This is a genomic window from Shewanella sp. SACH (assembly GCF_001887095.2).
Lineage (GTDB): Bacteria > Pseudomonadota > Gammaproteobacteria > Enterobacterales > Shewanellaceae > Shewanella > Shewanella baltica.
Genome location: NZ_MPDG02000008.1, coordinates 1 through 24,802, shown reverse-complemented (window position 1 = coordinate 24,802; position 24,802 = coordinate 1). Strand labels below are relative to the sequence as shown.

15 protein-coding genes and 4 tRNA genes are annotated in these 24,802 nt (G+C 45.1%); 6 read left to right on the top strand and 13 right to left on the bottom strand.

Features of this window, described 5'->3' with window-relative positions:
* Positions 1-68 precede the first annotated feature (68 nt).
* Both creD and BM607_RS19840 read right to left on the bottom strand, forming a co-directional pair.
* Entirely contained in the window at positions 69-1,547 is a 1,479-nt protein-coding gene (creD, locus tag BM607_RS19845; RefSeq protein ID WP_071940605.1) for a cell envelope integrity protein CreD, read from the bottom strand.
* A 207-nt stretch (positions 1,548-1,754) separates the two neighbouring features.
* Complete coding sequence (locus tag BM607_RS19840) at positions 1,755-2,261, bottom strand: hypothetical protein (protein ID WP_012588743.1); 507 nt, start codon at positions 2,259-2,261, stop codon at positions 1,755-1,757.
* 249 nt (positions 2,262-2,510) lie between these two features.
* Between BM607_RS19840 and BM607_RS19835 the strand changes: the two genes are divergently transcribed.
* Complete coding sequence (locus BM607_RS19835) at positions 2,511-3,683, top strand: crosslink repair DNA glycosylase YcaQ family protein (RefSeq protein ID WP_071940604.1); 1,173 nt, start codon at positions 2,511-2,513, stop codon at positions 3,681-3,683.
* Here the strand turns inward: BM607_RS19835 and BM607_RS19830 are convergent.
* The 3 genes from BM607_RS19830 to BM607_RS19820 all read right to left on the bottom strand — a co-directional run bounded on the left by BM607_RS19830 (position 3,680) and on the right by BM607_RS19820 (position 4,793).
* Complete coding sequence (locus BM607_RS19830) at positions 3,680-4,027, bottom strand: hypothetical protein (protein ID WP_071940603.1); 348 nt, start codon at positions 4,025-4,027, stop codon at positions 3,680-3,682. The genes BM607_RS19835 and BM607_RS19830 overlap by 4 nt on opposite strands.
* A gap of 70 nt (positions 4,028-4,097) precedes the next feature.
* The gene (locus tag BM607_RS19825) at positions 4,098-4,442 is read right to left on the bottom strand and encodes a hypothetical protein (RefSeq protein ID WP_071940602.1); all 345 of its coding nucleotides are present in this window, start codon (positions 4,440-4,442) and stop codon (positions 4,098-4,100) included.
* Between the two features lie 96 nt (positions 4,443-4,538).
* Entirely contained in the window at positions 4,539-4,793 is a 255-nt protein-coding gene (locus BM607_RS19820; protein ID WP_006083441.1) for an accessory factor UbiK family protein, read from the bottom strand.
* A gap of 234 nt (positions 4,794-5,027) precedes the next feature.
* Here BM607_RS19820 and rep point away from each other — a divergent pair, with 234 nt between their 5' ends.
* The gene (rep, locus tag BM607_RS19815; protein WP_071940601.1) at positions 5,028-7,040 is read left to right on the top strand and encodes a DNA helicase Rep; all 2,013 of its coding nucleotides are present in this window, start codon (positions 5,028-5,030) and stop codon (positions 7,038-7,040) included.
* Between the two features lie 47 nt (positions 7,041-7,087).
* Here the strand turns inward: rep and BM607_RS19810 are convergent, their stop codons facing one another.
* Positions 7,088-9,736, bottom strand: a complete 2,649-nt coding sequence (locus BM607_RS19810) for a diguanylate cyclase (RefSeq protein ID WP_071940600.1) — start codon at positions 9,734-9,736, stop codon at positions 7,088-7,090.
* A 206-nt stretch (positions 9,737-9,942) separates the two neighbouring features.
* Here BM607_RS19810 and BM607_RS19805 point away from each other — a divergent pair.
* From BM607_RS19805 to BM607_RS19790, 4 genes are all read left to right on the top strand, one after another.
* Positions 9,943-10,019, top strand: a tRNA-Arg gene (locus BM607_RS19805).
* 53 nt (positions 10,020-10,072) lie between these two features.
* A tRNA-His gene (locus BM607_RS19800) sits at positions 10,073-10,148 on the top strand.
* Between the two features lie 33 nt (positions 10,149-10,181).
* Positions 10,182-10,258, top strand: a tRNA-Pro gene (locus tag BM607_RS19795).
* 56 nt (positions 10,259-10,314) lie between these two features.
* Positions 10,315-10,391 (top strand) — tRNA-Pro (locus tag BM607_RS19790).
* Positions 10,392-10,902: 511 nt separating this feature from the next.
* Here the strand turns inward: BM607_RS19790 and BM607_RS19785 are convergent.
* From BM607_RS19785 to BM607_RS19755, 7 genes are all read right to left on the bottom strand, one after another.
* Entirely contained in the window at positions 10,903-12,822 is a 1,920-nt protein-coding gene (locus tag BM607_RS19785; protein WP_012090415.1) for an EAL domain-containing protein, read from the bottom strand.
* Between the two features lie 8 nt (positions 12,823-12,830).
* On the bottom strand, positions 12,831-13,538 hold the full coding sequence (locus BM607_RS19780) for a transglutaminase-like cysteine peptidase (protein ID WP_006083437.1): 708 nt from the start codon (positions 13,536-13,538) through the stop codon (positions 12,831-12,833).
* Between the two features lie 19 nt (positions 13,539-13,557).
* Positions 13,558-14,166, bottom strand: coding sequence for an OmpA family protein (locus tag BM607_RS19775; RefSeq protein ID WP_006083436.1), 609 nt, complete (start codon positions 14,164-14,166; stop codon positions 13,558-13,560).
* On the bottom strand, positions 14,166-15,584 hold the full coding sequence (locus tag BM607_RS19770; RefSeq protein ID WP_006083435.1) for a TolC family outer membrane protein: 1,419 nt from the start codon (positions 15,582-15,584) through the stop codon (positions 14,166-14,168). The genes BM607_RS19775 and BM607_RS19770 overlap by 1 nt, the downstream gene beginning before the upstream one ends.
* 29 nt (positions 15,585-15,613) lie before the next feature.
* A complete protein-coding gene (locus tag BM607_RS19765) occupies positions 15,614-16,996 on the bottom strand; it encodes an HlyD family type I secretion periplasmic adaptor subunit (protein ID WP_006083434.1) in 1,383 nt (460 codons plus the stop codon).
* Positions 16,993-19,170, bottom strand: coding sequence for a type I secretion system permease/ATPase (locus BM607_RS19760; protein ID WP_071940599.1), 2,178 nt, complete (start codon positions 19,168-19,170; stop codon positions 16,993-16,995). Before BM607_RS19760 ends, BM607_RS19765 begins: the two co-directional genes overlap by 4 nt.
* Positions 19,171-19,261: 91 nt before the next feature.
* Positions 19,262-24,802 (bottom strand): type I secretion C-terminal target domain-containing protein (locus tag BM607_RS19755; RefSeq protein ID WP_140393436.1); only part of this gene is annotated, 5,541 nt, incomplete at its 5' end.

Genomic DNA, 24,802 nt, shown 5'->3' with positions numbered 1-24,802 from the left:
ATAAAAAAATCCCGACAGCAAAAAGTGGCGCTGTCGGGGGTCTTCAAGGGTGGATCGGTTGGGCGTTGTTACGCCGTGTTCTTGGGTTGATGCCTTGTGACAAACATCAAAATCAGTAGGACGACTAACAGTAATCCTGTGCCCATTAGCAGGGCGTAGTCTTCCAGTTGCAGTATCGAGTACAGCACGGCATATAAACTCACCAGCATAATGCCCACTATCGCACCGCGCTTGATGCTTGCGGTGGCACTGCCCACGTAGGCAGATACCGACAACACGGGAATACAGGCGGCAATTAAATAGGCATGCAAGAAGGCTAAATGCTCAGACAGCGACAGCAGTAGCAAATAGAACAAAGCCATGGCGCTGCCGACTAACACATATTGAATCGTGCTGAGGCTAGTTTTTTGCCCAAGCTCAAAAATGAACAACATGATAAAAGTCAGTACGATAAACAGTAGGCCATATTTCACTGAGCGTTCAATCTTGCCATAGTGAGTCACAGGTTCGAATAAAATCGCATTGGCCGATACTTCGGTCAGACTCGATTGATTACTCTTAATGAACTCCTGAGGATAGTTACGGGTTAAGTGACTGATATTCCAGCTTGCCGTAAAGCCCTGCGCGTTAATATCACGCTCTGCGGGTAATAATCCCTTAAAGCTGGGGTGTGGCCAGTCGGCGTGAATGTTAATTAAGGTTCGCTCACCCAGTGGCAGGGCGCTGATAGACTGAGAACCGCGCAGTGTCATCGCAAAGTCCACGCTAAAGTCACTGGCTTCGGCGACTTGTACGCCTTGGTTGAAGCCCTTTTCTAGGCCACCTGTGCTGCCTAATCCGGTGCCAGACATCAGTGAGCCTGAAAGCGTGACCGCATCACCCGTTAATTCAAGTTTATCCACTTTATCAATGGCTTGATTTGATGAAACACCAAAGGCGAGGCGCGCATTTTTATTGTCAAAGGCAATGAGGTTAGGGATTTCATAATTACTTAAACTGAAATCTGCCTTGCCTTGCAAAGTAGCGTTGTAGACTAAGGATTGATAAATGCCACGGGTACGGAAGTCATGCTTAAGATCTAAATCGAGCTTGAGTTTTTTTGGCAGTATGACTAATTCATCTTGATAGGTACGCTTCACTTGATGGCGATTTTTGCCATCGGCGCTGACTTCTTCCTGCATCACAAAATAGCTATAGGGAATGACAAGCACAGGCCCTGAGAGGGTTTGCTGCTCACCCCATGAACGGCCAATTTCATTGACAACACTGTGGTACAAGGCTTCGCGATCTGAGGTCATATCCATGATGATCCCTAATGGGATCATAGCTAAGATCGACAGTATGCCTATGGTTAACGCTTTCAATAGGGTGGTGTTTTTGGCGAGTGGTGTCCCTTTGCTGTGTGAGGACTGTGCCTGTGGCGATTCCATGTCTATTCCTTGATCTCGATTGAATTTTTTTAGCAGTGCACGTACGACTAAGTAGGCTGCACCACCAAATAATGCCAAAGTGAATAGGGCGATGACGCCCACGATAATGTTGAACATGTGATTTCATTCCCTATGAAATACAGTACTGAGCCTTAAGTTTTTATGCCATGTTTCGCCAAGAAGGCTAAGCATTAACGGCAAGTATTAAAACAGATTTCCCTACAAGAGTTGCGGGCAAGTTGCTGATCAATAGTGGCAAAATTATGGCAGTGGCTGTTAATTAAAATATTAAGCGATACATGAGTTACTCAAAAGCATGGCGCTTTAGCCAAACTTGGGGTGTTTTGCCTCGTAGTCATCTTCTTTTCGAATATGCTTAAGCAGTGCTTCGAAGCTTTGCTTAAAGACGTCAAGTTCGGCGGAATAGACTACGGCATGGTGGGAAAACCAGTGCTGTTTTTCACGCTCACGGTTACTGTAATCGGGCCAAATACGCAGCTCATACTCATCACCTATGACGACAATGACATAGGCGATGGCGCCATTGCTAAAGATGATGCATTGGGGCAGGTACACCAGCTCTTCGCCTTTGAATAACTCATACTCTATCGCTTCGGTGCGCCAACTCACTATCGGTAGCGGCGCTTTGATAGAGCAACCAATCGACTGATGTCGATTAAATAGTACGGTGTTAATGTCATCCATTGAAAAGGGCTGGTGATCGCCATTTTTAGCCGCAAGTGAATACAAGATATTCATCAAAAATGGCAGCTTAGCGCCATTGCCCGTTTTGCGGCCGCAGAGTTGTGCTTGGCGATAGTAGATATTCATCATCAATCCTTAATGAGGCGTCAGTACGTGGTTAGCGCGACCTTGAGTCGTGAAACTAGCAGGCCTGTAAAGCGATAGCCGTTAAGTTATAAATGGCTTATGTTATCCGAAGAGCGCGCTGCATGAGCTGGTTTGCGGTGTATTTTAGAGGAACACTCGCAAAATAATAAGTACATCAGCTTTATTTTCAGTATTTTAAGTTTATCTATTGAGCCTGAAGTTTTGCCGGTCGTTGCGTTAGGAGACTTGATGTCGAATCCCTTTTCACCCCGCGAATGGCTGCAATTAACGATGCAGCAGCAAGGATTATTACAGCCACAGACTTCGGTGGCTGAGACTGTCTTGCGCCTAAGTTATGTGCAAATCGACTCGATTAACGTGGTTGAGCGTGCGCATCACCATGTGTTGCATAGCCGTATGCCCGGATACCAGCCGAAGATGCTCGATTCGGCTTTGGCTAAAGGTGAGATTTTCGAATATTGGTCCCATGCGGCGGCCTATTTACCGATCGCCGATTACCGTTTTAGTTTGCAACGTAAACTGCAGCTGCAAAATGGCGGTAAGCATTGGTTTGAGCCCGACGATAAAGTAATGCAAGAAGTGCGGGCACGAATCCTTGCAGAAGGGCCACTCAAGGCCAGTGATTTTGAACACAGTGAAGGTAAAAACGGTGCCTGGTGGGATTGGAAACCCGCGAAAAAAGCCCTAGAGCAGCTCTTTATGCGTGGTGAGCTGATGGTGGTGCGGCGAGAGAAATTCCAGAAGGTTTACGATCTTACTGCGCGGGTGTTACCACAAGACATAAATGCCAAAGCACCGACAGAGGCTGAATTTACCCGCTATCTGATTGATCGTTATCTCGATGCCCATGCATTTGGTACTGCGGCGCAAATAGCTTATCTACGCAAAGGCTTAAAATCAGCAGTAGCCCAAGAGCTGGCAGAAATGCTGTCACAGGGTGGATTAGCGAGTTTTAAGGCGGCGGGGCAAAGCTACTTTTACTACCCTGCATTACAGCTCCATGCGCCATTACCCAATAAAGTCTGGCTGCTAAATCCCTTCGATAATTTATTAATCCAACGGCAACGGCTAAAGCAATGGTTTGATTTTGATTATCAAATTGAAGTCTATGTGCCCGCCGAAAAGCGTCGGTATGGTTATTATTCTTTAGCGATTCTGTGGCGCGATACTTTTGTCGGCCGCGTGGATGTGAAAGCCGATCGCCAAACGGGCATCTTGTTATTGCAGCAATTGACCTTAGAAGCGGGCGTGATGGTGAATGGCCTAGATGAGGATTTCTGTGCTGCCTTTGATATCGCCGTCAGTGAATATGCCCGCTTTAACGGTTGCGATCGCTGGAAGTTAGTTAAAGCAAATCATAAAGGCCTTAAGCAGAAGTATGCTCGCCAACAAAAGTGTTAGTCATCAGTCGCTTTAATTGGAATGTCCATAAAGCGGAAGCAACCATAGAGTAAAATAAGATACAGCAGTGGCAAGGCTGCGGTGACTAAGGGTGACGAGGCTGTGCTATCGCTAGCGATGCGATAGCAGGGAATATATACGGCGGGATAAACTAAGCTGCCCCACAGAAAACACTGATTCATCAATCGATAAATAAAAGCGGGTTTGATACTTGATTGACTGGCCAGTCCCATCAAACTGGCGAGGAGCACTCCGGGATAAGTGAGTAGCGGCAGGCCACCAAGCAGGAGTAATGTCCAGCGTATTAGGCTCTCAAAAGTCGTCAACTCCACTGCGGTTTCCATCACGCTTATCGTCTTCCCTCTGTTGATGCTTTACCTCAATTACGCAGGCTTGCTGGTCTATTTTGCTGGTCTATATTGAGCTGCGATCCCGTTGCATCTTGAGCCAGAATCCCTGTTGGCAAAGGTTACTGAAGGATTTCTGCTGCGGTGAAATAACGATTCTGCTTGATGCTATCACCCGATAGTTTATCCAATAGTCTTCGCAAACATTATCCGATGTTGCCTCAATCATGAGTTGATCTTGCTCGGTTTGCTGGCAGATCACCACGCCATTATCGAAGTGATACAGCGTTTCTATTTCATGAATAGTGAGGTCGTCATCTTGATAGCTATGGCTTTTACTCGAATGGCTCACTACCGATACTAAGCTTGGATATCCATGAATCGCAAGAATATAGCTGGCGAGTTGTTGCATTATTTCCCCAAGTGACGCACTGCTCGAAGCGTTAAAAACAAAAAAGCACAGCTGCGCTTTCGCTCACCGTGCTTTATTCAATATGCGTAACGTAAGTTAGCCCGCAGCGTTGAGCTTTTTTTCTAACTCATTGACTTGAGCTTGCAGCGCTTCTAACTTTTCGCGGGTTTTCAGTAGCACATGTTGCTGCACATCAAATTCTTCACGGGAAACCATATCCAACTTGAGTAATTGATTTTGCAGAACTTGTTTGCTGCGCTCTTCAAATTCACCGGCAAATTGCTTCAGACCGCTGGGCAAACTTTCGCTCAGCTGTTTCGCCATTTCTTCGATTTTCTTTGGATTGATCATAATCTTGTCCGCCTCTTCACTGAATAGCTCGATTGTAACTCAGTGCGTTAGGTTTCAAAAGTAAAGCTAACGCGCAATGGCTTTAGTGAGTCGTTGTTGAGGCTTATATCACGGCCAAGCATGTCTATTGGGTTGAGTTCTGCTTAGCCCAAGCGGGGATTTGTTAGCCTTAAAACCGCCGATTCTGCTATGATCCCATCCCTTTCTGTCGACTTGTTTGGATATTGCGCAAAGATGAAACTCAATCCCGCCCAAAACGATGCTGTTCATTATGTTTCAGGCCCTTGCCTAGTATTGGCGGGTGCGGGCAGTGGTAAGACGCGCGTAATTATCAATAAAATCGGTTACTTGGTCGAAAAATGCGGCTATAAGGCGCGTAATATTGCGGCGGTGACCTTCACCAACAAGGCTGCCCGTGAGATGAAAGAGCGGGTCGCTCAGTCCATGGGACGCAAAGAGGCCAGAGGCCTGTGGATTTCAACCTTCCACACCTTAGGGCTTGAAATCATTAAGCGTGAGCATAAGGTCTTAGGCTTAAAGCCAGGTTTTTCGCTGTTTGATGATCAAGATACCTTGGCACTGCTCAAAGAGTTAACCCAAGACGAGTTAGACGAAGATAAAGATTTACTCAAAGCGCTCGCCAGTACGATTTCAAACTGGAAGGGCGGTTTAGTTATTCCCGAGCATGCGCGCAAAATCGCTAAAGATGAGCAGCAGCATTTATTTGCCATGTTGTATCAGCGTTATGCCCAGCACATGAAAGCCTATAACGCCTTAGATTTTGACGATTTAATCCTGATGCCAACCTTATTGTTGCGGCATCATGAAGAAGTGCGTACCCGCTGGCAAACCAAGATCCAATACTTGCTGGTGGATGAATATCAAGATACCAATACCAGCCAATATGAAATGGTAAAGCTGTTAGTGGGTGATCGGGCGCGCTTTACCGTAGTGGGTGACGACGATCAGTCCATCTATTCATGGCGCGGTGCTAAACCACAAAACTTAGTGTTATTGGGTACGGATTTTCCGCAGCTTAAGTTAATTAAACTCGAGCAAAACTACCGTTCTAGCCAAAGGATCCTGCGGGCTGCCAACATTCTTATCGCGAACAATCCCCATGTTTACGATAAAGCGCTCTTTAGTGAGCTTGCCTATGGGGAGCCGCTGCGGGTGCTATTTGCCGCCAACGAGGAGCAAGAGGCAGAACGTGTGGTCGCGGAAATTGTGCGACACAAGTTTGTTGGCCGTACTCAGTTTGGCGACTATGCGATTCTGTATCGCGGCAACCATCAATCGCGGTTACTCGAGCGCGCGCTGATGACGAACCGCATTCCTTACAAATTGAGTGGTGGCACGTCATTCTTCTCCCGTGCTGAAATCAAGGACATCATGGGCTATCTAAAGCTGGTGGTGAATCCCGATGATGATAATGCTTTCCTGCGCATCGTTAACTTGCCTAAACGTGGCATAGGCCCATCGACTTTAGAGCGCTTAGGTAATTTCGCTAATGAGAAGCATATTTCTATGTTTGCGGCGATTTTTGAGCCGGAACTCAATCATCATTTGCCGCCGGCGGCCATGTCATCCCTGTATCAATTTGGTCGTTTCATCGTCGAGACCGGGGATCATGCAGAGCGTGGTGAACCTGTCGAAGCTGTGAAGCATTTGATCCGTAAGATCAATTATGAAGATTATCTATACGAAACCAGCACGAGTGCCAAAGCCGCTGAAATGCGGATGAAGAATATCTCCGAGCTATACCGTTGGGTAACTGAGATGCTTGCAGGTGATGAATTAGATGAGCCAATGACCTTACCTGAGGTCGTGACTCGACTGACGCTCAGAGACATGATGGAGCGCAATAGCGAGGACGAAGGCGGCGATCAAGTGCAGTTGATGACCTTGCATGCTTCTAAGGGCTTAGAGTTCCCGTTTGTGTTTATGGTGGGAGTGGAGGAGCGGATCTTGCCTCATCAAACTAGCATAGATGAAGACAATGTCGATGAAGAGCGTCGCTTAGCCTACGTGGGCATCACTCGGGCCCAGCGAGAACTGTGGTTTACCCTCTGCCGTGAAAGACGTCAATTTGGTGAAACCATGCGTTGTGAGCCGAGCCGTTTCTTGCTTGAGTTACCTCAAGACGATGTGGTGTGGGAAAATCGTAAACCACAGCAGACAGAACAGGAGCGGATGCAGACTGGGCGAGCCAACATTTCTAGCTTAAGGGATATGTTTAAAAAATAACGAGCGTTTCGCTTACTGTTATTTAAAGTCAATCGCTCGGGTTTTATCTAGGCATATTCGAGCTGAGTACAGATCTGTGATTGGGTGTCACTTAAGGTAAAAGTGTCGGCTAAAGCAGCCCCCTGACCCAGCTGATAACCCAGTTCACTGAAGATACGTTTTTGTTCAGGGCTATCAATGCCATCAACAAAGGTTTGCAGTTCTAAGGTTGATGCCGTTTTTTGATAAGCGGACATTAATTTAAGCTGCTGTTCAGCGTGTATCTGTTTAGTGAGATTGGCGTCGAGCTTTAAGCCTTTAATCGGCAAAAACAATAAGCTATTTAATGCACTATAGCCGCTACCGTAATGACTGATACCGAGTTTCACCCCGAGTTTCTGCAACAATTCAAAGCCATTGATATGATTTTCAGTCTCTTGCACTAGCGCTTTTTCATTAAAGAATAACCACAAATGGCTCAGGTTTAACTGGGTCTGCTTGAGGGTGTTTTTCAAACTGCGCAGTACGTGCTTATGCTTGAGATGTTGACTCGAAAGCATCACATGTAATTCAATAGATTCATCATGTTGCTTGAGAAGTTCAGCATAAGTGCGATCTATGATGCTGATCGTATATTTATCGAGTTCAACGGTAAGATGTGATTGTTCAGCAAGTGCACTGAGTTGGTCCTGTTGTAAAAGTCCACGCTGTGGATGTTGCCAGAACAGACGGCTTTCTAGTGCATGCACTTGACCAGTAATAAAATCGACGACAGGTAAATAACCGAGTTCGATTTCGGCATGGTGTAATGCCTGTCTAAATTCATTTTCTAACTCGACATCCTGTATAGCTTGATGTTGGGCGTTATCATCAAAAATAACATAGCAGCCCTTACCGTTGGCTTTCGCTTGATACATGGCCGTATCCGCGTTGCGCAACATAGATTCACTGGTATCGACTTTATGTTTACCACTGATGGTGATACCGATACTGGCGCCAGAGTTAAATTCCATCGTGCCGAGTCGATAGGGCTGGGATATTTTTTGGATCACTCTTTCTGATACGTCTCTTGCGTCGTTGATGTTGTTAATACTATCGAGCAGGATGACGAACTCATCGCCACCCAGGCGCGCTAACGTGTCGTTATCACGAATGCAGGACTTGAGACGGCTTGCGGTCTCAATTAAGAATTTATCGCCTTCTAAGTGCCCCATAGTGTCGTTAATCTGTTTGAAGCGGTCGAGATCGATAAAGAGCAGGGCAAATTGTTCTAAGCTATGGCGACGGACGTGCTTAATGGCTTGAGATAAGCGTTCCATAAACATAGCGCGATTAGGCAGGCCTGTGAGCGCATCATGCTTAGCATCGTGAACTAGCTTAGCTTCCATACTGCGGCGTTGTTGAATTTCTTTCTCAAGGTTTTGATTAAGTTCGGCTAACGCTTTAGTGCGGTCGATGACTTTTTCTTCTAACTCTTCATAACTGCGTTGCAAGGACTCTGCTGACAGTTTTTTCTCAATAGCAGAACCAATGTGTTGCGAGACAAATGTCAGTAATTCTAAGTCTTTGACTTGGTAATTTTGCGTCATGCTAAAACTGTAAATCGTCAAGGCACCACGTACTTGATCATGGATAAAGAGGGGGATGCCAATCCATTGATGCATAGTTTGAGTGTGGTTTAACGCTGGCGCTTGGGAATACAATTCGCCAGAGGCAATTAACGCATTGATACTATTTTGATCTAACAGTAGTGGGCGCTTATGTTTGAGTACATATTCGGTTAAGCCATCCTGTAGCGGCCGAGTTCCTGGATGCTTATTGGCTAATTGCGAGACATAAAAGGGGAACGTGAGATGAGTTTCTGTGTCGTCCAAAAGCGCGATATAGCAATTGTTGGCGGGAATGAGGTGTCGAATGACATTATGCAATTGGGCATAAAAGTCTGGGTTGTCGGCGCTGGAACTGGCTAGTTCGGCAATCTCAAACAGTGATTTTTGTAAGCGCTCAGCTCTGCGTCTTTCATAGACTTCTAGCTTTAATTTGTCGTAGGCTTGGCTGAGTTCTCTGGTTCTTTGCTGGATGGCTTGTTCTAATTGCTCCTGATGTTTGAGCCGTTCCATTACCCCAGAAATGTGGTGACAAATGAAGGTCATTAACTCGAGTTCGATTTCACCATAACTGACATTCGTGTCGTAGGTTTGCACGACTAATACGCCGGTCACTATGTCATCGTGTTTGATGGGCACGCCAAGCCATAAATGGCAGGGAGAACCTAAGTTAACAATTTCCTCTGCGGCAATCAGTTCATTGACTTTGTCATCATCACATAACAAAGCCTTACCCGTTCTGAGAACGTAGCCCGTTAACCCCTGCTGTAGTAATGTTGATAAGGATTGTTCAGGATAAAGCTCTGCAGGATGCGCGTCTTTCTCGTCGGCGAAAAAAGGGATAGCAAGCTCGCCCGTGCTGACATCAAGGGTTGAAATAAAAAAATTATCAGCGGGAATGAGTTGTTTTAGGTGGCTATGCACGCCGACATAGAATTCTTCGAGTGAAGAAGCATGGGTCGCAATATTGGATATTTCGAGTAATGCGTTTTGAATGATCTCAGCATGCTTATACTTATGCGCTAATTGTTTTAAGCGAATAATTTTTTTGCGTAAGCGTTCAGCTTCATTTATACGAGGCTGGCCAGTTTCATCTTCATCCTTAAACATGATACTCACTAGTTAAATATAGGGTTGTTTTTACCAATCTCTATAATTAGCATGAAATACTGTAACATCCAAGTCATATTTTGGCTGCATTTTGCTTTAAAAGTCAGCTAATGTGATAAAACTTGAGCAGTCAGTAAAAAAAGTGCAAAACAGCTATAGACTCAAAGGGGATTTGACCCTAGTATATGCGGCGCTAACCAAGGCGAGCGCCCATAGCTCAGCTGGATAGAGCGCACCCCTCCGGAGGGTGAGGCCGAAGGTTCGAATCCTTTTGGGCGCACCAATTCCGAATAGAGTTGTGAGCTTTTAGGTTAGCAAGATAAGTGAAAGTCAGTGGTGATTGTAGCTCAGTTGGTAGAGTCCCGGATTGTGATTCCGGTTGTCGTGGGTTCGAGCCCCATCAGTCACCCCATTTCGTTTGCTTTGATATAAAGATTGATATTCTCGGTGATTAGCGCAGCCCGGTAGCGCATCTGGTTTGGGACCAGAGGGTCAGAGGTTCGAATCCTCTATCACCGACCAAATTCTTCGCATAGCTAGCGAGCTTAATGTAAGTTAAGCAAATAGTTAAAATTTTACGGTGATTAGCGCAGCCCGGTAGCGCATCTGGTTTGGGACCAGAGGGTCAGAGGTTCGAATCCTCTATCACCGACCAAATAAGTAAAAAAGCCTCAGCATTCTTAATGAATTCACTGGGGCTTTTTTGCATCTGCGATTTACTTGTCTTGATTGGTATTAGAAGCCTTATTGTTAGAAAGAAGAGGTCGAATCCTCGCGCTTTCAACGTATCGACCAAATAAGTAAAAAGCCTCAGCATTCTTAATGAATACACTGGGGCTTTTTTGCATCTACGGTTTGCTTGTCTTGATTGGTATTAAGAGCCTTATTGTTAGACAGAAGATGACGAATCCTCGCGCTTTCAACGTATCGACCAAATTCAACGCATCGAACAAATAAGCAGAAAGACCTCAGCATTCTTAATCAATACACAGGGACTTTTTGCCACTTGTGCAATGTAGCTTCATACAGAAATTGTTTATGCGTTTGCTTAAACTCTATGTAGGCAATACAGATGTGCAACGGTATCGATATAGCCATTCTGTCGTTAGAAAAGTAAAAAGCTCCTTACGGAGCTTTTTGTTTTTAATATCACTTCTTAATTCGGTTTAATCAAGACTCACCGGAGGGGCGATAAAGCCCTGATAGGCATCAGTTCTAAGCTCGTTAAAGCGCTCTAGCTGAGCTTTTTCTTGAATACCCGTCACTATGACTTGAATATCTAATCCTTTCGCTACGTTGATTAGCGCGCGGCAGAGCTCACTATTATGGTGTGTCTCATCATAGTAGGCGAAGGATTGATCGAGTTTTACATAACTCGGTCTTAATTCCTGTAGATAAGACATAGAGCCAAACTGGCGGCCAAAGTGGTCAATGCCGAACTTAGCACCATTATCACGAATAATGTTACATAAGTGCTGACACGACTTAAGATCGCTATAAACGCCTGCCTCAGGGATTTCGAAGCAGATCCGCTCAATAAATGCGGCATTACGTAAGAAGTGATTGAGCCACTCATGGAACTGAGGATCGTTAATACTTTGATGGGTTAAGTTAATCGCGAGCGGTTCATAGCTACGCTCTAGTAGTTTTTGCTCGTAGACGGTTTCAATCAAGCATTTATCGAGCAAGGCACCGAGAGATAAGAGCTCGATATAAGGCATAAATTGCCCTGCATGGGCGAGTTGATCGCCGAGCTCTAATTGGCAATATAATTCCCGCTGCGCTATACCATCCCCATCGCAAAACTGGATAGGTTGCCATCTAAACTTAAACTTCTTATTACTGATGGCATGGCTAAGGTTATCCCGCCACTGTTCACGGGTGAATAGTTGCTGCTCTGTGGTTTCAAACCAATGGAATGTTTTATTCTCTTGTAACGCTTTTTGAAGGGCGTTGTCGGCTTGGGCCAAAATATCCGACACATTCATTTGCCCAATACGCTCCGCAATACCAATCGCAAAGTCTTCATTAGGCTTACAGCCCGCCTTCGACATTTCTTGGTTGATGGTGCGGATAAGCGTTTGTAAATATTTGCTGATTTGATCGTGTTCAACATCAGTCACTAAAAATGCAAATTCATAGGCGGCAATGCGGCCTATAACAGACGGTGTTATTTCGTTTAACTGCAGCTGAAACTTTTCTGCCAAGATCCGTATGGTTTCATCTCGAACTTGGTAGCCATATTTGCTGTGCACTTCTTCGAGCCAGTCGAGTTTAGCAAGGAATAACGCGCCGCTGCTAGGTTCACTCAACCAACCATTTAAACGGCTCACCACATATTGGCGGTTAGGCAGGCCTGACGCAGGATCGACAAGATTCTTCTTACGTAATGCGCCGACTTCTTCGTCGAGGGAATGAAACACTTGCTTCAACTGCGCCGACATACTGTTAAATGCGGTCACTAAGTCTTTCAATTCAGTGGTCTTAGGTAATGCCATGTCTGGGCCAAATTGGCGTGCCGCAATACTTTTCGCGTGTTCCGACAAAGTGTGTAGAGGTTTCAATATCCACGTTAAACCAATTCTTGCGGTAAAAATGGCTACGAGGAAAAGTAGAGAGAAGGCAATGATCGTATTGGACATGATTCGCCACAGCTCATGGTAACCAAACCCAGGATGAGCGGTGATCTCAAGTTGCGCGAGTTGCAACCAGCCAGAAGTGATAGTGCTTTGTTTTTTGATGGTTTTAAATAGATTTAAATTGATAAACCATTGAGGTACATCTTCAATTCTTAAAGGGTTATTCCACTCTTGTTGCTTACCATCCACCATCCATGTCAGCTTTACATTTTGATAATAGCCACCTTCAAAGATGACATTCACTAAGGTTTCTGCCGCTGCGGTATCGCCAGCTTGAAGTGCTGGGGTAAGCATTAGACCAAGTGAAGTGCTGGCATTGTTTAGATCTGACTCCATTTGCTTGGTTAAAAAGCTTTGAGTCTCAGTAAATTGCACATAGCCAAGGCTTGCAACTACGAGCAAAAATAGGCTAAAAAGCAGCGAATAAATCTGTCTAAACAGTGTCATTTTTGGTGCTACTCCAGTTTTAATTTTGGTTGTCTAAGGCGGTCAACACCTAATCTATGGTTAAGATCGTTCCATTTTTCTAGCCGTGTTGACGAACCCGCTAGTACACCTCGACCTTGCTCTTTATTGAGCCATAACTGTTTACCGTTAAAGCTATAAACAGGTAGTAGATCTTTTCTTTTGGTGGCGGGCTTTATTTCATGATCAAGATTATCGAGAACTAAGGGGATCGATGCTGGTGTCTCATAGTAAGCCAATACCATGTGGTATTGATTCACCGTAGTCGCTTTAACCATAGTGATCCGCATCTTGTCCTCTTGCACGCCAAGTTGGAGCAAGGTGAAGTATTTAGCGATCGAAAAATCTTCGCAGTCACCACCATTCACGCCAATAAACTCCATCGGCGTTGCCCAATAATTCGACTCACCCCATAATTTACTGTCATCAATAAAGCGGAATAAGTTGAAAAAGTTATTTACTTTCAATAGCTTTTCTTTTTCATCTAGCGTACTTGCTTCCGATAACACTTTGAACCAAGCCCTAGCTCGCATCCCTGCACGCTCACCATAATGTTTTTCAAGGGTTGAAGTGATCTTCCCTTCATCAAGGTTTTGTGTGGGGGCAGCATATAGGCAGCATATGCCTAAGGCTGACGCTATTAGGCTAAAGCGGCAGACTCGCAATAATGAATGTTTATAACCAAGTCTGCCGTTCATAACCTAATGTGTGAGTCCTTTATTGTGTGTTGTCATCGACCGAGTAAATCGTCCATTTCATGTCCGTGGCCGTATCATCACCGGTCACTTCAGCCACGACACGGCGGTTACGGATCTCAGCATCTGGTGTTTGCTCTAAAACAACAGGGCGACTAGAGCCATATCCAATTGCAGTTAATCGACTTCTATCAATACTAAAGCGTTCGGCTAACACAGCAGTCACCGCATTTGCACGATCTTGCGATAATACCGCATTACGCTCATCGGTGCCTGTGCGACTAGTATGGCCTTCAATCGTCACTTTGGTCGTTGGATACTGACGAAGAAAAATGGCAACTTCTTCTATCTGAGGATAATACTCAGGTGCGATATATGCAGAGTCATTAGGAAATAAAATATTTATTTCTTTTCGCTCGTTTATCGCTTTGATTTTGCCGCAGCCATAGTTGTCTGTGCCAGCCCCTTGCGCGGTATCATTGCAACGTTCACGGGCCTCTATCACGCCATCACCATCTTTATCAGATAGATCATAGGCTTGGGTTGTGGTCATTTCGTCAATATTAACTGTATCGCGCATTGAACAACCAGCTAAAAGAGTGACACTGAGAAAAAATGTGAGAGTTTTCATTAGTTAGCTCCTCCTTCATAGTTGCGCTCACCACGCCATGCTTCAGGTCTGGTGACTCTGAGTGAGTCTAATAAGCGTCCAGTAGAATTTAGCACGCGATACTTAGCGATGATCTCGTCATATTCGGCTTGTAAGTAGTCTTTACGTGCTTCGAAGAGCTCATTTTCGGTATCCAATAAGTCGAGTAGGCTGCGTTGGCCTAAGTTGAACTGTTGCGCATAGGCTGTTTGGGTATCCTTTGCGGCCACAACATGATCTCGAATGTATTGTTTTTGCGGCGCAAGCATTTCAAAAGCGTTCCAAGCCAGGTTGACGCCTTCAACGACTTCGCGCTGGGCACGTTGACGGATTTCTTTGGCTTCACCAAGTTTGTAGGCCGTTTCTTTCTCACGGGCAAGATCTTTACCGCCCGAGAATAAGTTATATTTTACTCGAACCATGGCCATTAAATCATTGCTATAGCCACCCACATCACTGCGGAAGGCTCCTGCGCCAGAGATACCATCTTCGCCGCCGACATCATTATTCCAATTACCATTCAGCTCTAAAGACACCTGAGGATAGTAATTAGATTGTACTGAAGAGCGTTCATTCTCTGCTGCACGGATATCATTCGCTGCAGATTTGAGTATGGGGTGATTCTCCTGCGCTTCGATAATGCCTGAGCTTAGATCCTTTGGCAGCATCTCTGCATCGGGCACTGGTAAGATTAAGTCTGCTGGTGCCGACTCTACAATTCTAATGTACTGCGCTTTTGCATCAAGTAAATTGTTACGAGCAGAAATCACGTTGGCATTGGCCCGCGCTAAGCGTCCCGTGATTTGGGAGAGATCTGCAATTGAACCTAAACCTGAATCAGTACGTTGCTTGATTTGGTCATAAATATCTTTATGGCTGTTAAGGTTCTTCTCGGCTAATTTCAACACCTGATCGGTGCGTAAATAGTTGAGGTAGACCTTACTGACATCGAGTGCCATATCTTCAGCCGCTGCAAGTAGCGCCCATTGGTCGGCACTGGCTTCAAAGCTATAACGATCAACTTCACTGCTAGTATAGAAACCATCGAAAAGCATTTGCTTTAAGCTAACACCAAACTCTCCGCGGTTTAATTCTGCCACTCCTTTGCTATCAACTTCACCGACGTTAGGTCGTCTACGGGTCGACACACTGTCTGTCTGTTCGTAACCGTAGCCACCAGTGACATCAATCGTCGGCATATAGCCTGCGATTGCTTGATTAACTTGCTCTTCACGCGCTTTAAAGCGGTTAAAGGCAACCCGTAAATCAGGGTTCGTATCAAGCGTATGTGCAACGGCTTGTTCTAACGTCTGGCTTTGAGCCGATAAAGGTAACAGGATCAATGACAGCACTATGGCTATCTTTGAACATTGAAATTGTCGTCTTGCTGAAGTCTTCATGATCAACCTCCCGGTTTATAAAAAAAGGCTTAGTGCTCTCTTAGCGCTGTGTCCTTAGCCCTTAAAATTGGATTTAAAATGTACTCAAGTATGGATCTTTGCCCCGTGATAACGTCAACCGAAGTTAACATTCCCGGGATAATTGGCATCTGTGTGCCATCGTTTTTGGTTAAACTGGATTCTGCGGTTCTGACTCGGATGAGATAATAGCTATTGCCTTCTTCATCTTGGGATGTGTCGGCACTGATATGTTCAACTGTCCCTTTAAGGCCGCCATAGCGAGTAAAGTCATAGGCGGTAATCTTTACCACTGCGGGTAATCCTGGGTGTAAGAAGGCGATATCTTTAGGCAAGATTTTGGTTTCAATCAGTAACTGATCTTCCGATGGCACTATCTCGATAATATCGACTCCAGGTTGCACAACGCCGCCTAGTGTATTGATGTGAGTGGTTTTAATGGTGCCATTAACTGGTGAGGTGATAATGGCTTTGCTGACTTTATCCTGTGCGCCCACTTGTGCTTCATTCATGCGAGACAGGCGGGTTTGGGTTTCATTAAGCTGTGCGCGTAGATCGGCGGCATAAACGAATACGGCTTCACGGCGTTTTAAGATGGCTTCATCCATCGCCGCTTTGACTTTCGGGCGCAGTAGGCGCATTGAATTCAATTCGCCTTGCAAATCGTTCACTGTGCGTTCGAGCTTGAGCAGTTCAACTTCAGGCACGATACCTTTTTTAGCTAAAGGCCGAGTGAGTTCAAGCTCACGGGAGATCAACTGCATACTGGTGGTTAACGTCGTTGTTTTAGAAGCAAGATCATCAATTTCTTGTTGTCTTTGTTGAATTTGACGGACCAAGATTTCAAGCTGGTTGCTTAAGTTATCTAAGCGTCCGTTATATTCCTCTTGTTGTCTTTTAACTAAGGCCGGTTCCGCTGCAATAATATTCTCCGGGAATACCAATGCTTTTTTAGTAATGAGTACTTGCTCGCGCCAGTCGGAAGTCATGTCTGATATGAGAATGCTGTCGAGTTCGGCGCGCATACGAATAGCATTGGTTTTTAAGCCAAAAACCTCTTGTTCTTGTTGAGCATAGTCGGAGCGGAAGCGGGTATCATCAATACGTACTAAAGGTTGCCCTTTGGTCACCATTTCACCTTCCTGAACGTAGAGTTCTTGCATTATGCCGCCATCTAAACTCTGGATGACTTGGACTTGTGATGAGGGGATGACTTTCCCCGTCCCAGTGGTGACCTTGTCTAATTTAGCAAAACCTGCCCACAGTAAAAAACACACAACCATAGCTGCAAGTGCCCATATGATTAACCTGTGTCCGCTGGGAGCGTCCGTCATCATGGCGCCGTAGACATCATCAACCATGTCTAAGTCATTTGCGGTTAAATTTTTACTCATCTTTTAGCTTCTCCATTCACGAGGCCAAAATTGAGTTTTTCTAACACTTCTGTCTTGGGACCATCGGCGACCACATGGCCGCGTTCGAGTACGATAATACGGTCAACAAGCTGCAGTAGATGCATCTTATGGGTAATAAGAATCAAGGTTCTGTCTTTACTGACATTCTGCATTGAGCGAATAAATTGTTGTTCTGCGCGCGCATCCAAGCTGGCGGTGGGCTCATCCATTAGTAGCACTGGTGGATCATTGAGTGTGGCACGCGCAAGGGCAACGGTTTGCCTTTGTCCGCGACTGAGTGACATACCACCTTCACCGACCTGCTGATCTAACCCTTCTGCTTCTAGGTTGGTAAATTGGCTTACCCCAGAAAGTTGTACGGCACGGATTAGCTGATGTTCAGTGACTTGGCGGGTACCAAATAAAATATTGTCGCGAATCGAACCGTGGAACAGGGTGACATCTTGGGGCAAGTAGCCAAAGTTACGGCGTAAATCACTCGGATGGATTTGTGCCGAGTCTAAACCGTCATAACGCAAGCTTCCTGCTGTCGGTTGAAATAGTCCAACCAATAGCTTAGCAAGGGTACTTTTACCTGAACCATTGCGGCCAATAATCGCAATACGCTCGCCGGGATTAATCGTCAGTGACATAGGATGAAGTACAGGTTTTTCTGAACCAGGGTAACCAAAACCGACATGATCAGCATTGATTTTACCTATCAGCCTTTGTTTACTAACCAAATGCCCTTTATTTTCAAACTCATCTTCTTGAGTCATGATTTCATTAAGCTGACGCAGTGCGCTGGCAGTGTGGTTTGCTCTGGTCATCAGGCCTGCAAGCTGCGCCATAGGTGAAATGGCACGGCTTGATAACATAACGGCTGCAATAATTCCGCCCATCGATATCGCATTATCGGCCACGCGATAAACGCCCAAAATCACCACACAAACAACGGTAAATTGCACTGTGAAGTTAGCCACGTTCGATACTGAGTTAGATAGCTTTTTTGACCTTAATTGCCAGTTGGCACTGTGGCCTATCATTTGTTGCCAGCTTTTTTGTACTATCCCTTCGGCACCATTGGCTTTGATTGACTCTAGTGCCGATAAACTCTCGATTAAATGCCCATGTTTCAAGCTTGAAAATTTATTGCCTTCTTCGATAGCGGCTTTGAGTTTAGGTTGTATATAAAGTGTAAAGCCAATAATGATGGCGCCACCGATCACTGGAACAATGGCGAGATCGCCGGCAACGATGTAGATAATAATTAAGAAAAATACCGCAAAGGGCAGATCGACTAAAGTTGTGATCGTCGCCGAGGTTAAAATTTCACGGATGTTATCGAATTCGCCTAATTGTTTTGCCATACCGCCAATACTGGGGGAGCGTTTTTCTAAGGGGATACCAATCGCTTTTGCGAAGAGGCGAGAAGATACTATGATGTCTACTTTTTTACCTGCTACATCAATCAGGTAGCTTCTGAGCTGCCGCATGACAAGATCAAACAGATAAGCAATAGAAGCGCCAATCGCTAACACCCACAGGGATTCGAAGGCAAGATTGGGCACGACTTTGTCATACACGTTCATAATAAATAAAGGTGAAACTAAGGCGAACAAATTCACTAATACAGAAGCGATTAATGCATCGCGATAAATGGGCGCAGAATCTTTTAAGGTTTGGACTAGCCAGTGGGTTTTATTATCGTGTAGATAAACATCAAAGCCCATGTCACCACGGTATTCTTGTTTAACTAAAAATAAATATCCCACATATAAGGCTTCGAGCGACTCAATTGTCAGCGTCTCTTCACCACCCGTCTCAGGTAATTGAATAATCGCTTTATCGGACTCAACATCAAGTTCACGCAATATGCAGGCTTTCTTGTCTTTTAATAACAAAATACAGGGAAGCAATATAGGTGATACTTCGTTTAAGCCTTTTCGAGATAACTTCGCCGCTAGGCCAGCCCTCGACGCGGCCTGAGGTAATAAATCGGGTGTTAATACCGCACCTGACAAAGGTAAACCTGCCGCAAGCGAGTCGCTTGAGCACGGGTTGCCAAAATGCTCAGTGAGTAACACTAAACAATCCAGCAGCGGATCCACTAAGACTCTTTGCGAGGCTGAAATGGTCCATTGGTCAATTTTTTCAGAAGCTGCAGCTGACACCTAATTACTTATCCTTTGGATTTTTATATGGTTATGGCAAGTATCGGTCATGATGGCCTATATTTCTATAGGCCATCTGAACTGATTTTATTTAAGGAATAATATTATGGTGTGGATTAGTATCCAGTGGCGCGATTCCTTGTGCAGGTTCTGGTGTGACAGGCTGAGAGTCAATGATTAGCGGACCATCATTATTACTACCCAGTAAGCCATTAATTATACCAGCATCGTTAGTGCTGCCATATTCGTCGAACAAATTAACACCATCAAGGATGATATGTTGTTCAAAGACACCGTCTTGATTGGCATCAATATCGATCACTGTAGAGCCACTACTGTTAAGGCTGAAATTCAAATAGCTGTCTAGCGTGTTGGTATTTTCACCTTGAAGTAGATCGCGTAAATCCAATTTATCTTCATGGATATTAAAGTCAGTGATATGGTCTGTTCCTGACTCGCCAGCCTGCCAGACGAAAGTATCAGCACCAGTCCCACCCGTTAGTTTATCGTTTCCTAGGCCGCCAATAATAGTATCGTTACCAGCACCACCAAATATAAGATCATTACCATTACCGCCGTAAAGCTGATCATTCCCACCTTGCCCATAAAGTATGTCATTACCTTGTCCGCCGATAAGAATATCTGCCTTATCGCTGGCACCAGATTGGTCAAAATCAGATGCATGCTCAGTAATATATCTATGTACTTGGGCATCGGTTACTGCAGCTACCCCTAGCTGATCAGCAACATAATCTTTGATGGCAACATAACCTTGGCCACTGATACCGTTAAAGTTGATGGCATCACCAAAGAGTATATCGTCGCCGTTACCACCGTTGATGGTATCAGATCCTGGCAGTTGGGTAATTGGAGTACCAATGATCGCATCAGCTAAATCCTCAGCGTTGACACCCGTTTGGATATGTCCGTCCGAATCGTAAGGAAGTAAGTCACTATTGTTCAAGCTTGAACCCATTCCGATTGCAGCTACTGTGACGCCAAGGGCTGATAAGAATGCGAAACCACTTTGAGATTGGCTATCAATGCTACCACTATTGTTTCCTAGACTTGAGTATTCATAGGTACCAGTACCATTAGGGCGCATATAACCAATCAGGCTAGATTTTCCCTGCGTATCTATTTTAAACACTTCACCAGCTGCATTAATAATCGTGTAGTTATTAGACTTATACACTTGTCCTGGTATATAACCATTTTGTAATAGAGTATTGAGATAAACATCTTTAGAGTTATTAATCCAATCATCTATCAATGGATTTGATCCCTCATTAGTATTGTATCTATTTGCTTGTCCATCAGTAATGAAGTAAGCCAGGTTCGTTGCTCCCGCATTTCCTGTTGCATCTGCACTACTAAACCAATTTGCCGTAGTTTTAAATACGTCTTCATAGTTAGTGTTACCACCTGAAACCATGCTTTGTAATATAGTTTGCAGTTGGGACAGAGCATTTGGCGAACTTAAGTCTACGCTAATGCTCTTGTTGCCATGGGAGTCAAAGTCGACAAGGAATAATTTTACAACCCCTGCACCATTTGAACCTGCGCTGGCTTTAAGTGTTTCAAATACCTGCGCTAATTGATCAGTCATTGTACTCAACGTGGCGCTATTTATACTGCCAGAACTATCAACCATAAAGGCGATATTGTAGTTTTGACCTGGCAAAATAACGCTACCGTCTAAATCGCCGACCACAATGTTGTGCTCATTACCAAAGTTAAGATTTTGATCGCCAGGCTCTCCTTCATGACCACTGAAGTAGCTAAGAATGACGCTATCTGCATCTGTTGCAGTATTGGTCAGGTCTGTACCTGACTCTCTTGATACTGCTTCGACAACGAGGTTGACTTGACCTGCATATTCACCAGGAACCCTTAATGTTAATCCTGTCAGATTGACATCTAAGGATGCACTGTTCCATACGCTGCCATGATTTAGAAGAATATTACCGTCTGCATCTGCAGTCCCCATCAATGTACCGTTACTGCTGTAGAGTAAGGTGCCTTCGGGTAAACCACTGAGCTGAATGCTATCGATGCTTTCGCTACCGTCTCGATCCGCAAGTGACACATTAATTTCGATTGGATAGTCTACAGCTGTAGGCTGTTCTAATGTGAGTTCACCTGTGATTTGATTGATCGCGTATATGCCATCCTTGAATTGCACATACTCAACATCATGCAGGGCCTTAGTAACACCGATGCCATTTTCAGTTACAAAGAAGTTGAACCAACGATCATTGCTAGAGTAGCCTGTGCCTTTCTCTATTATGTAGTCGGCTCGGTTGCCAAGAAGTACGGCGATATCAGTTCCTGCACCACCGTAGAGTCCGTCATTACCTAGACCAGCAACAAGAACATCATTTCCTGTTCCGCCATAGAGAGAGTCACCTTGAACGGCATCACTGCCGACGAGTATGTCATCACCATCCATACCGTAGAGTAGATCACCGCCGCCATTTGCGCTGACAAGATGATCGTTCCCTCCAGTACCGAGCAACTGATCTTGTCCGGAAGTATTATCAATAGTACGCGTACCAGTATTAAATGGTGCGGTAGTAAAATCGCCCGTACGGAATTGTTCGGTAGTGATACCTGAAGTCTTAAAGTTACTGTATAGCGGTATGCCATTATCAGTCAGAATAACGTTAACTACAGGCTTATCTGCTATAGGTAAGACAGTGATATCAAGTGCTGCTGTGGAACCAGTATTTGTTGTGTAGGTGACACTTGGCATTTCGCCTGCCCAGTTATCATTTGGAATAAACTGGAATTCACCATTGGCTTGTATTAATAAGCTACCCACGGCCAAGGTAACGGTTTGTCCGGCGTTAAAACTGGTTTGCATACCGTTATACATGACTCTGAAGCTAGTGATGCTCAGATTGCCGAGTTGATCATTGGTAAGAACATTACCCGTTAGCTGCTGATCTTCGTCGATGGTATAACGATCGTCAGTCGCATCAATAACGGTAGCATTATCCGTGCCTTCAGCTGATTCATTATTCGCACTATCAGTTTGAGTGGCGGTGACTGAGATTGCCTGACCTGCAGTCGGAGTAGGCTCTGTCCAAGTAATAACACCATTTGTATAGGTGTAACCTGTTGCTAGAGCACCATTACTAAATTTCAGTACGCCATTGTCAAGAATGAGGTCTACTGTACTGCTATTACCTGCATTATCGATTTCTAGATGTACACTGCCGCCAGTATTAAAGTCACTAGCATTAATTTTGACCTGTATTTGAATGCCATTATTACCTATCTCTGTACTCGTCAAATACGCGTCATCATTTACATCATCGATGATGCGTACTTCAGGTGCCGAAGGTGGTGTTGTATCAACATAAACTTGTGGGATAACAGAGAAAGTACCATCTGTATGATCGCCATCTCCATCAGTGGCTCTTACTTTGAAATCAATATCACCATCGCTAGGTTGTAACATCTCTTGATATTGATGGAAGTCCCATTGACCTGTACCTGGGGTGAACTCAAGTTTGAATACCAAGTGACCAGCTGCATCGACCCCAATCAGTGTATTTGCCGTTTGGGTTATAGTAATTGCACTGCCTGTTGCCGTGAATAAATTGGTTTCATCACTACCTTGTAAGGTGAGCGAACCTTTACCATCTGCGCCCCAATCAGGGCTAACTGTTCCTGAAGCAAAGGCGATTGCTGGTGGAGTCGTTGTGCCTAAAAACTCAATAGCGGTAACAGTGAAGTCACTATTATCACCGCTACTTGGGCCCTGGCCATTATCAAGGGCTTTGATGACCATAGTGTCAAAACCGCCTTGTAAGGCTTGGAAGTTGGCGGCATAGTCGCCACTGCTGGCATCTGAGCTAAATGTTTGAGTTGCGATAAGTTGGCCATCTCGCCAAAACTCGACGACACCGACTTCTAGTTCGCCACCAAACATGTGGGAAAACTGGATATTTACGCCGTAGGCAATAGTTCCAGGATCGAGAGTAATGATGATTTCTTCAGATGCAGAACTTCCATCTGCAAATTTACGGAAATCGACTTCGTTCGCGAGATTATGATAAGGAGCACCAGCGCTACTAACACCTATCCCACTACTACTACCAAAGATTGCGGCATCAATTAAATTTGAGTTAGTTGACGAAGTGAATCCTCTTGCACTGATAGTAAATCCATTGAAATCTAATGAATTATTGTTGCCGCTGTAACCAGTGAGTGAGAATGAACCCACCAATGAATCAGGAATACTTGTCGTTGTGGTTTGCACGGCTGCAATTGGTGATATGACTGGAGCATCATCTTCAATGGTGACATTGAAACTTCCAGTTGATGTACCACCATGGCCATCATTAACATTGATGCCAATATTGACTGACAAGGTGTCTTCTGTCGCAGTATCTGGATGATCGACAGGACCTTTAAGCGTGACATCATAGGCCCAATTTCCTGAACTACCAGTAACCGGTGGCGTCAGTGTTGCAGTCATAATTTCGGTATATGAAGCCTCACCTGCAGTACCAATATAACCCGTTAAAGTTTGCGTGACAGGATCCCAACTCCATTGAATTGCTTGGCCACCAGAGAATAATCCTGATGGGCCAGAAAGTGAAACGGTCAGATTATCATTATTACTATCTTGTATGCTTACTGTCCCAGAGGCGTCAGGACTATTAGTCGAATCGGTATCTCCAGTGCTATCAGGTAGACCTAGGGGCAAACCTTCCTCTGAAACAATTACGTTATTAAGTACGTTAATCGTTGGTACTGAATTGACCGTTGCAGTATCTGAGCCCTGACTTGAAGTGTTGCCCGCCGCATCCGTTTGGGTCGCATAGATTGTAATATCTTGACCTGCTTCAGGGGTTGACTCTGTCCAGCTAATGATACCATTACTGTAGCTGAAGTTTGTTGCGGGAGTGCCATCAGCAAATTGTAGTTCGATAACCCCGTTACCAACATCGACTATTTTAAGCTCAATTGAGGTTATGACTGCACTGTTATTGATCGTTAAATTAACATGCCCTCCAGCTAAAAAGTCAGTGGCATCAATATTAACTTCGATCTGAACACCAGCACCATTACTACTAATCTCAGATTGAGTAAGTACACCATCACCAGGTATACCGTCATCAACGATTAATACTGTTGGAGGATTAGGGGCGGTGGTATCAATCGTGACACTGTCGTGGGCGGAATAGCTGTTGCCCGCAGGGTCGGTGACAGTGGCCGTTAGGGTTAGGGTAGCTCCGTCTGCTGGAGCATTCACTGCCAGCGCCAGACCGCTGTCGAGCATGGCTTGGGTGACAGGGCCGTTAAACAGCTCGCTCCCGTCTTGATCGACAATCACTAAGGTATCGCCCAGGGCAGTGCCGGCGCCGAGGGTAACGACGTAGTTTACTTGCCCGTCGAGCTCAGCACTACTGAGCAGGCCGTCATTGTTAGTGTCTTCGGTGATGCTGATGCTGACCGCTGGGGCGGTAGTATCAATCACCACGTCCTGGGTGACGGTTTTGCTGTTGCCCGCCAGGTCAGTGACCGTGGCGCTGACAGGGTAAGTGCCATCGGCCAAGGTGGTGCCGGTTAAGTCGATGCTCCAGTTACCGCTGGCATCAATCACCAAGCCGTTGGC

What these genes read in the sequence shown, in the direction of transcription:
- BM607_RS19825 (WP_071940602.1), bottom strand. Translation starts at nt 4,442, where the DNA reads ATGCAACAACTCGCCAGCTATATTCTTGCGATTCATGGATATCCAAGC.
- BM607_RS19835 (WP_071940604.1), top strand. Translation starts at nt 2,511, where the DNA reads ATGTCGAATCCCTTTTCACCCCGCGAATGGCTGCAATTAACGATGCAG.
- creD (WP_071940605.1), bottom strand. Translation starts at nt 1,547, where the DNA reads ATGTTCAACATTATCGTGGGCGTCATCGCCCTATTCACTTTGGCATTA.
- BM607_RS19775 (WP_006083436.1), bottom strand. Translation starts at nt 14,166, where the DNA reads ATGAAAACTCTCACATTTTTTCTCAGTGTCACTCTTTTAGCTGGTTGT.
- BM607_RS19820 (WP_006083441.1), bottom strand. Translation starts at nt 4,793, where the DNA reads ATGATCAATCCAAAGAAAATCGAAGAAATGGCGAAACAGCTGAGCGAA.
- rep (WP_071940601.1), top strand. Translation starts at nt 5,028, where the DNA reads ATGAAACTCAATCCCGCCCAAAACGATGCTGTTCATTATGTTTCAGGC.
- BM607_RS19785 (WP_012090415.1), bottom strand. Translation starts at nt 12,822, where the DNA reads ATGACACTGTTTAGACAGATTTATTCGCTGCTTTTTAGCCTATTTTTG.
- BM607_RS19840 (WP_012588743.1), bottom strand. Translation starts at nt 2,261, where the DNA reads ATGAATATCTACTATCGCCAAGCACAACTCTGCGGCCGCAAAACGGGC.
- BM607_RS19770 (WP_006083435.1), bottom strand. Translation starts at nt 15,584, where the DNA reads ATGAAGACTTCAGCAAGACGACAATTTCAATGTTCAAAGATAGCCATA.
- BM607_RS19765 (WP_006083434.1), bottom strand. Translation starts at nt 16,996, where the DNA reads ATGAGTAAAAATTTAACCGCAAATGACTTAGACATGGTTGATGATGTC.
- BM607_RS19810 (WP_071940600.1), bottom strand. Translation starts at nt 9,736, where the DNA reads ATGTTTAAGGATGAAGATGAAACTGGCCAGCCTCGTATAAATGAAGCT.
- BM607_RS19830 (WP_071940603.1), bottom strand. Translation starts at nt 4,027, where the DNA reads ATGGAAACCGCAGTGGAGTTGACGACTTTTGAGAGCCTAATACGCTGG.
- BM607_RS19780 (WP_006083437.1), bottom strand. Translation starts at nt 13,538, where the DNA reads ATGAACGGCAGACTTGGTTATAAACATTCATTATTGCGAGTCTGCCGC.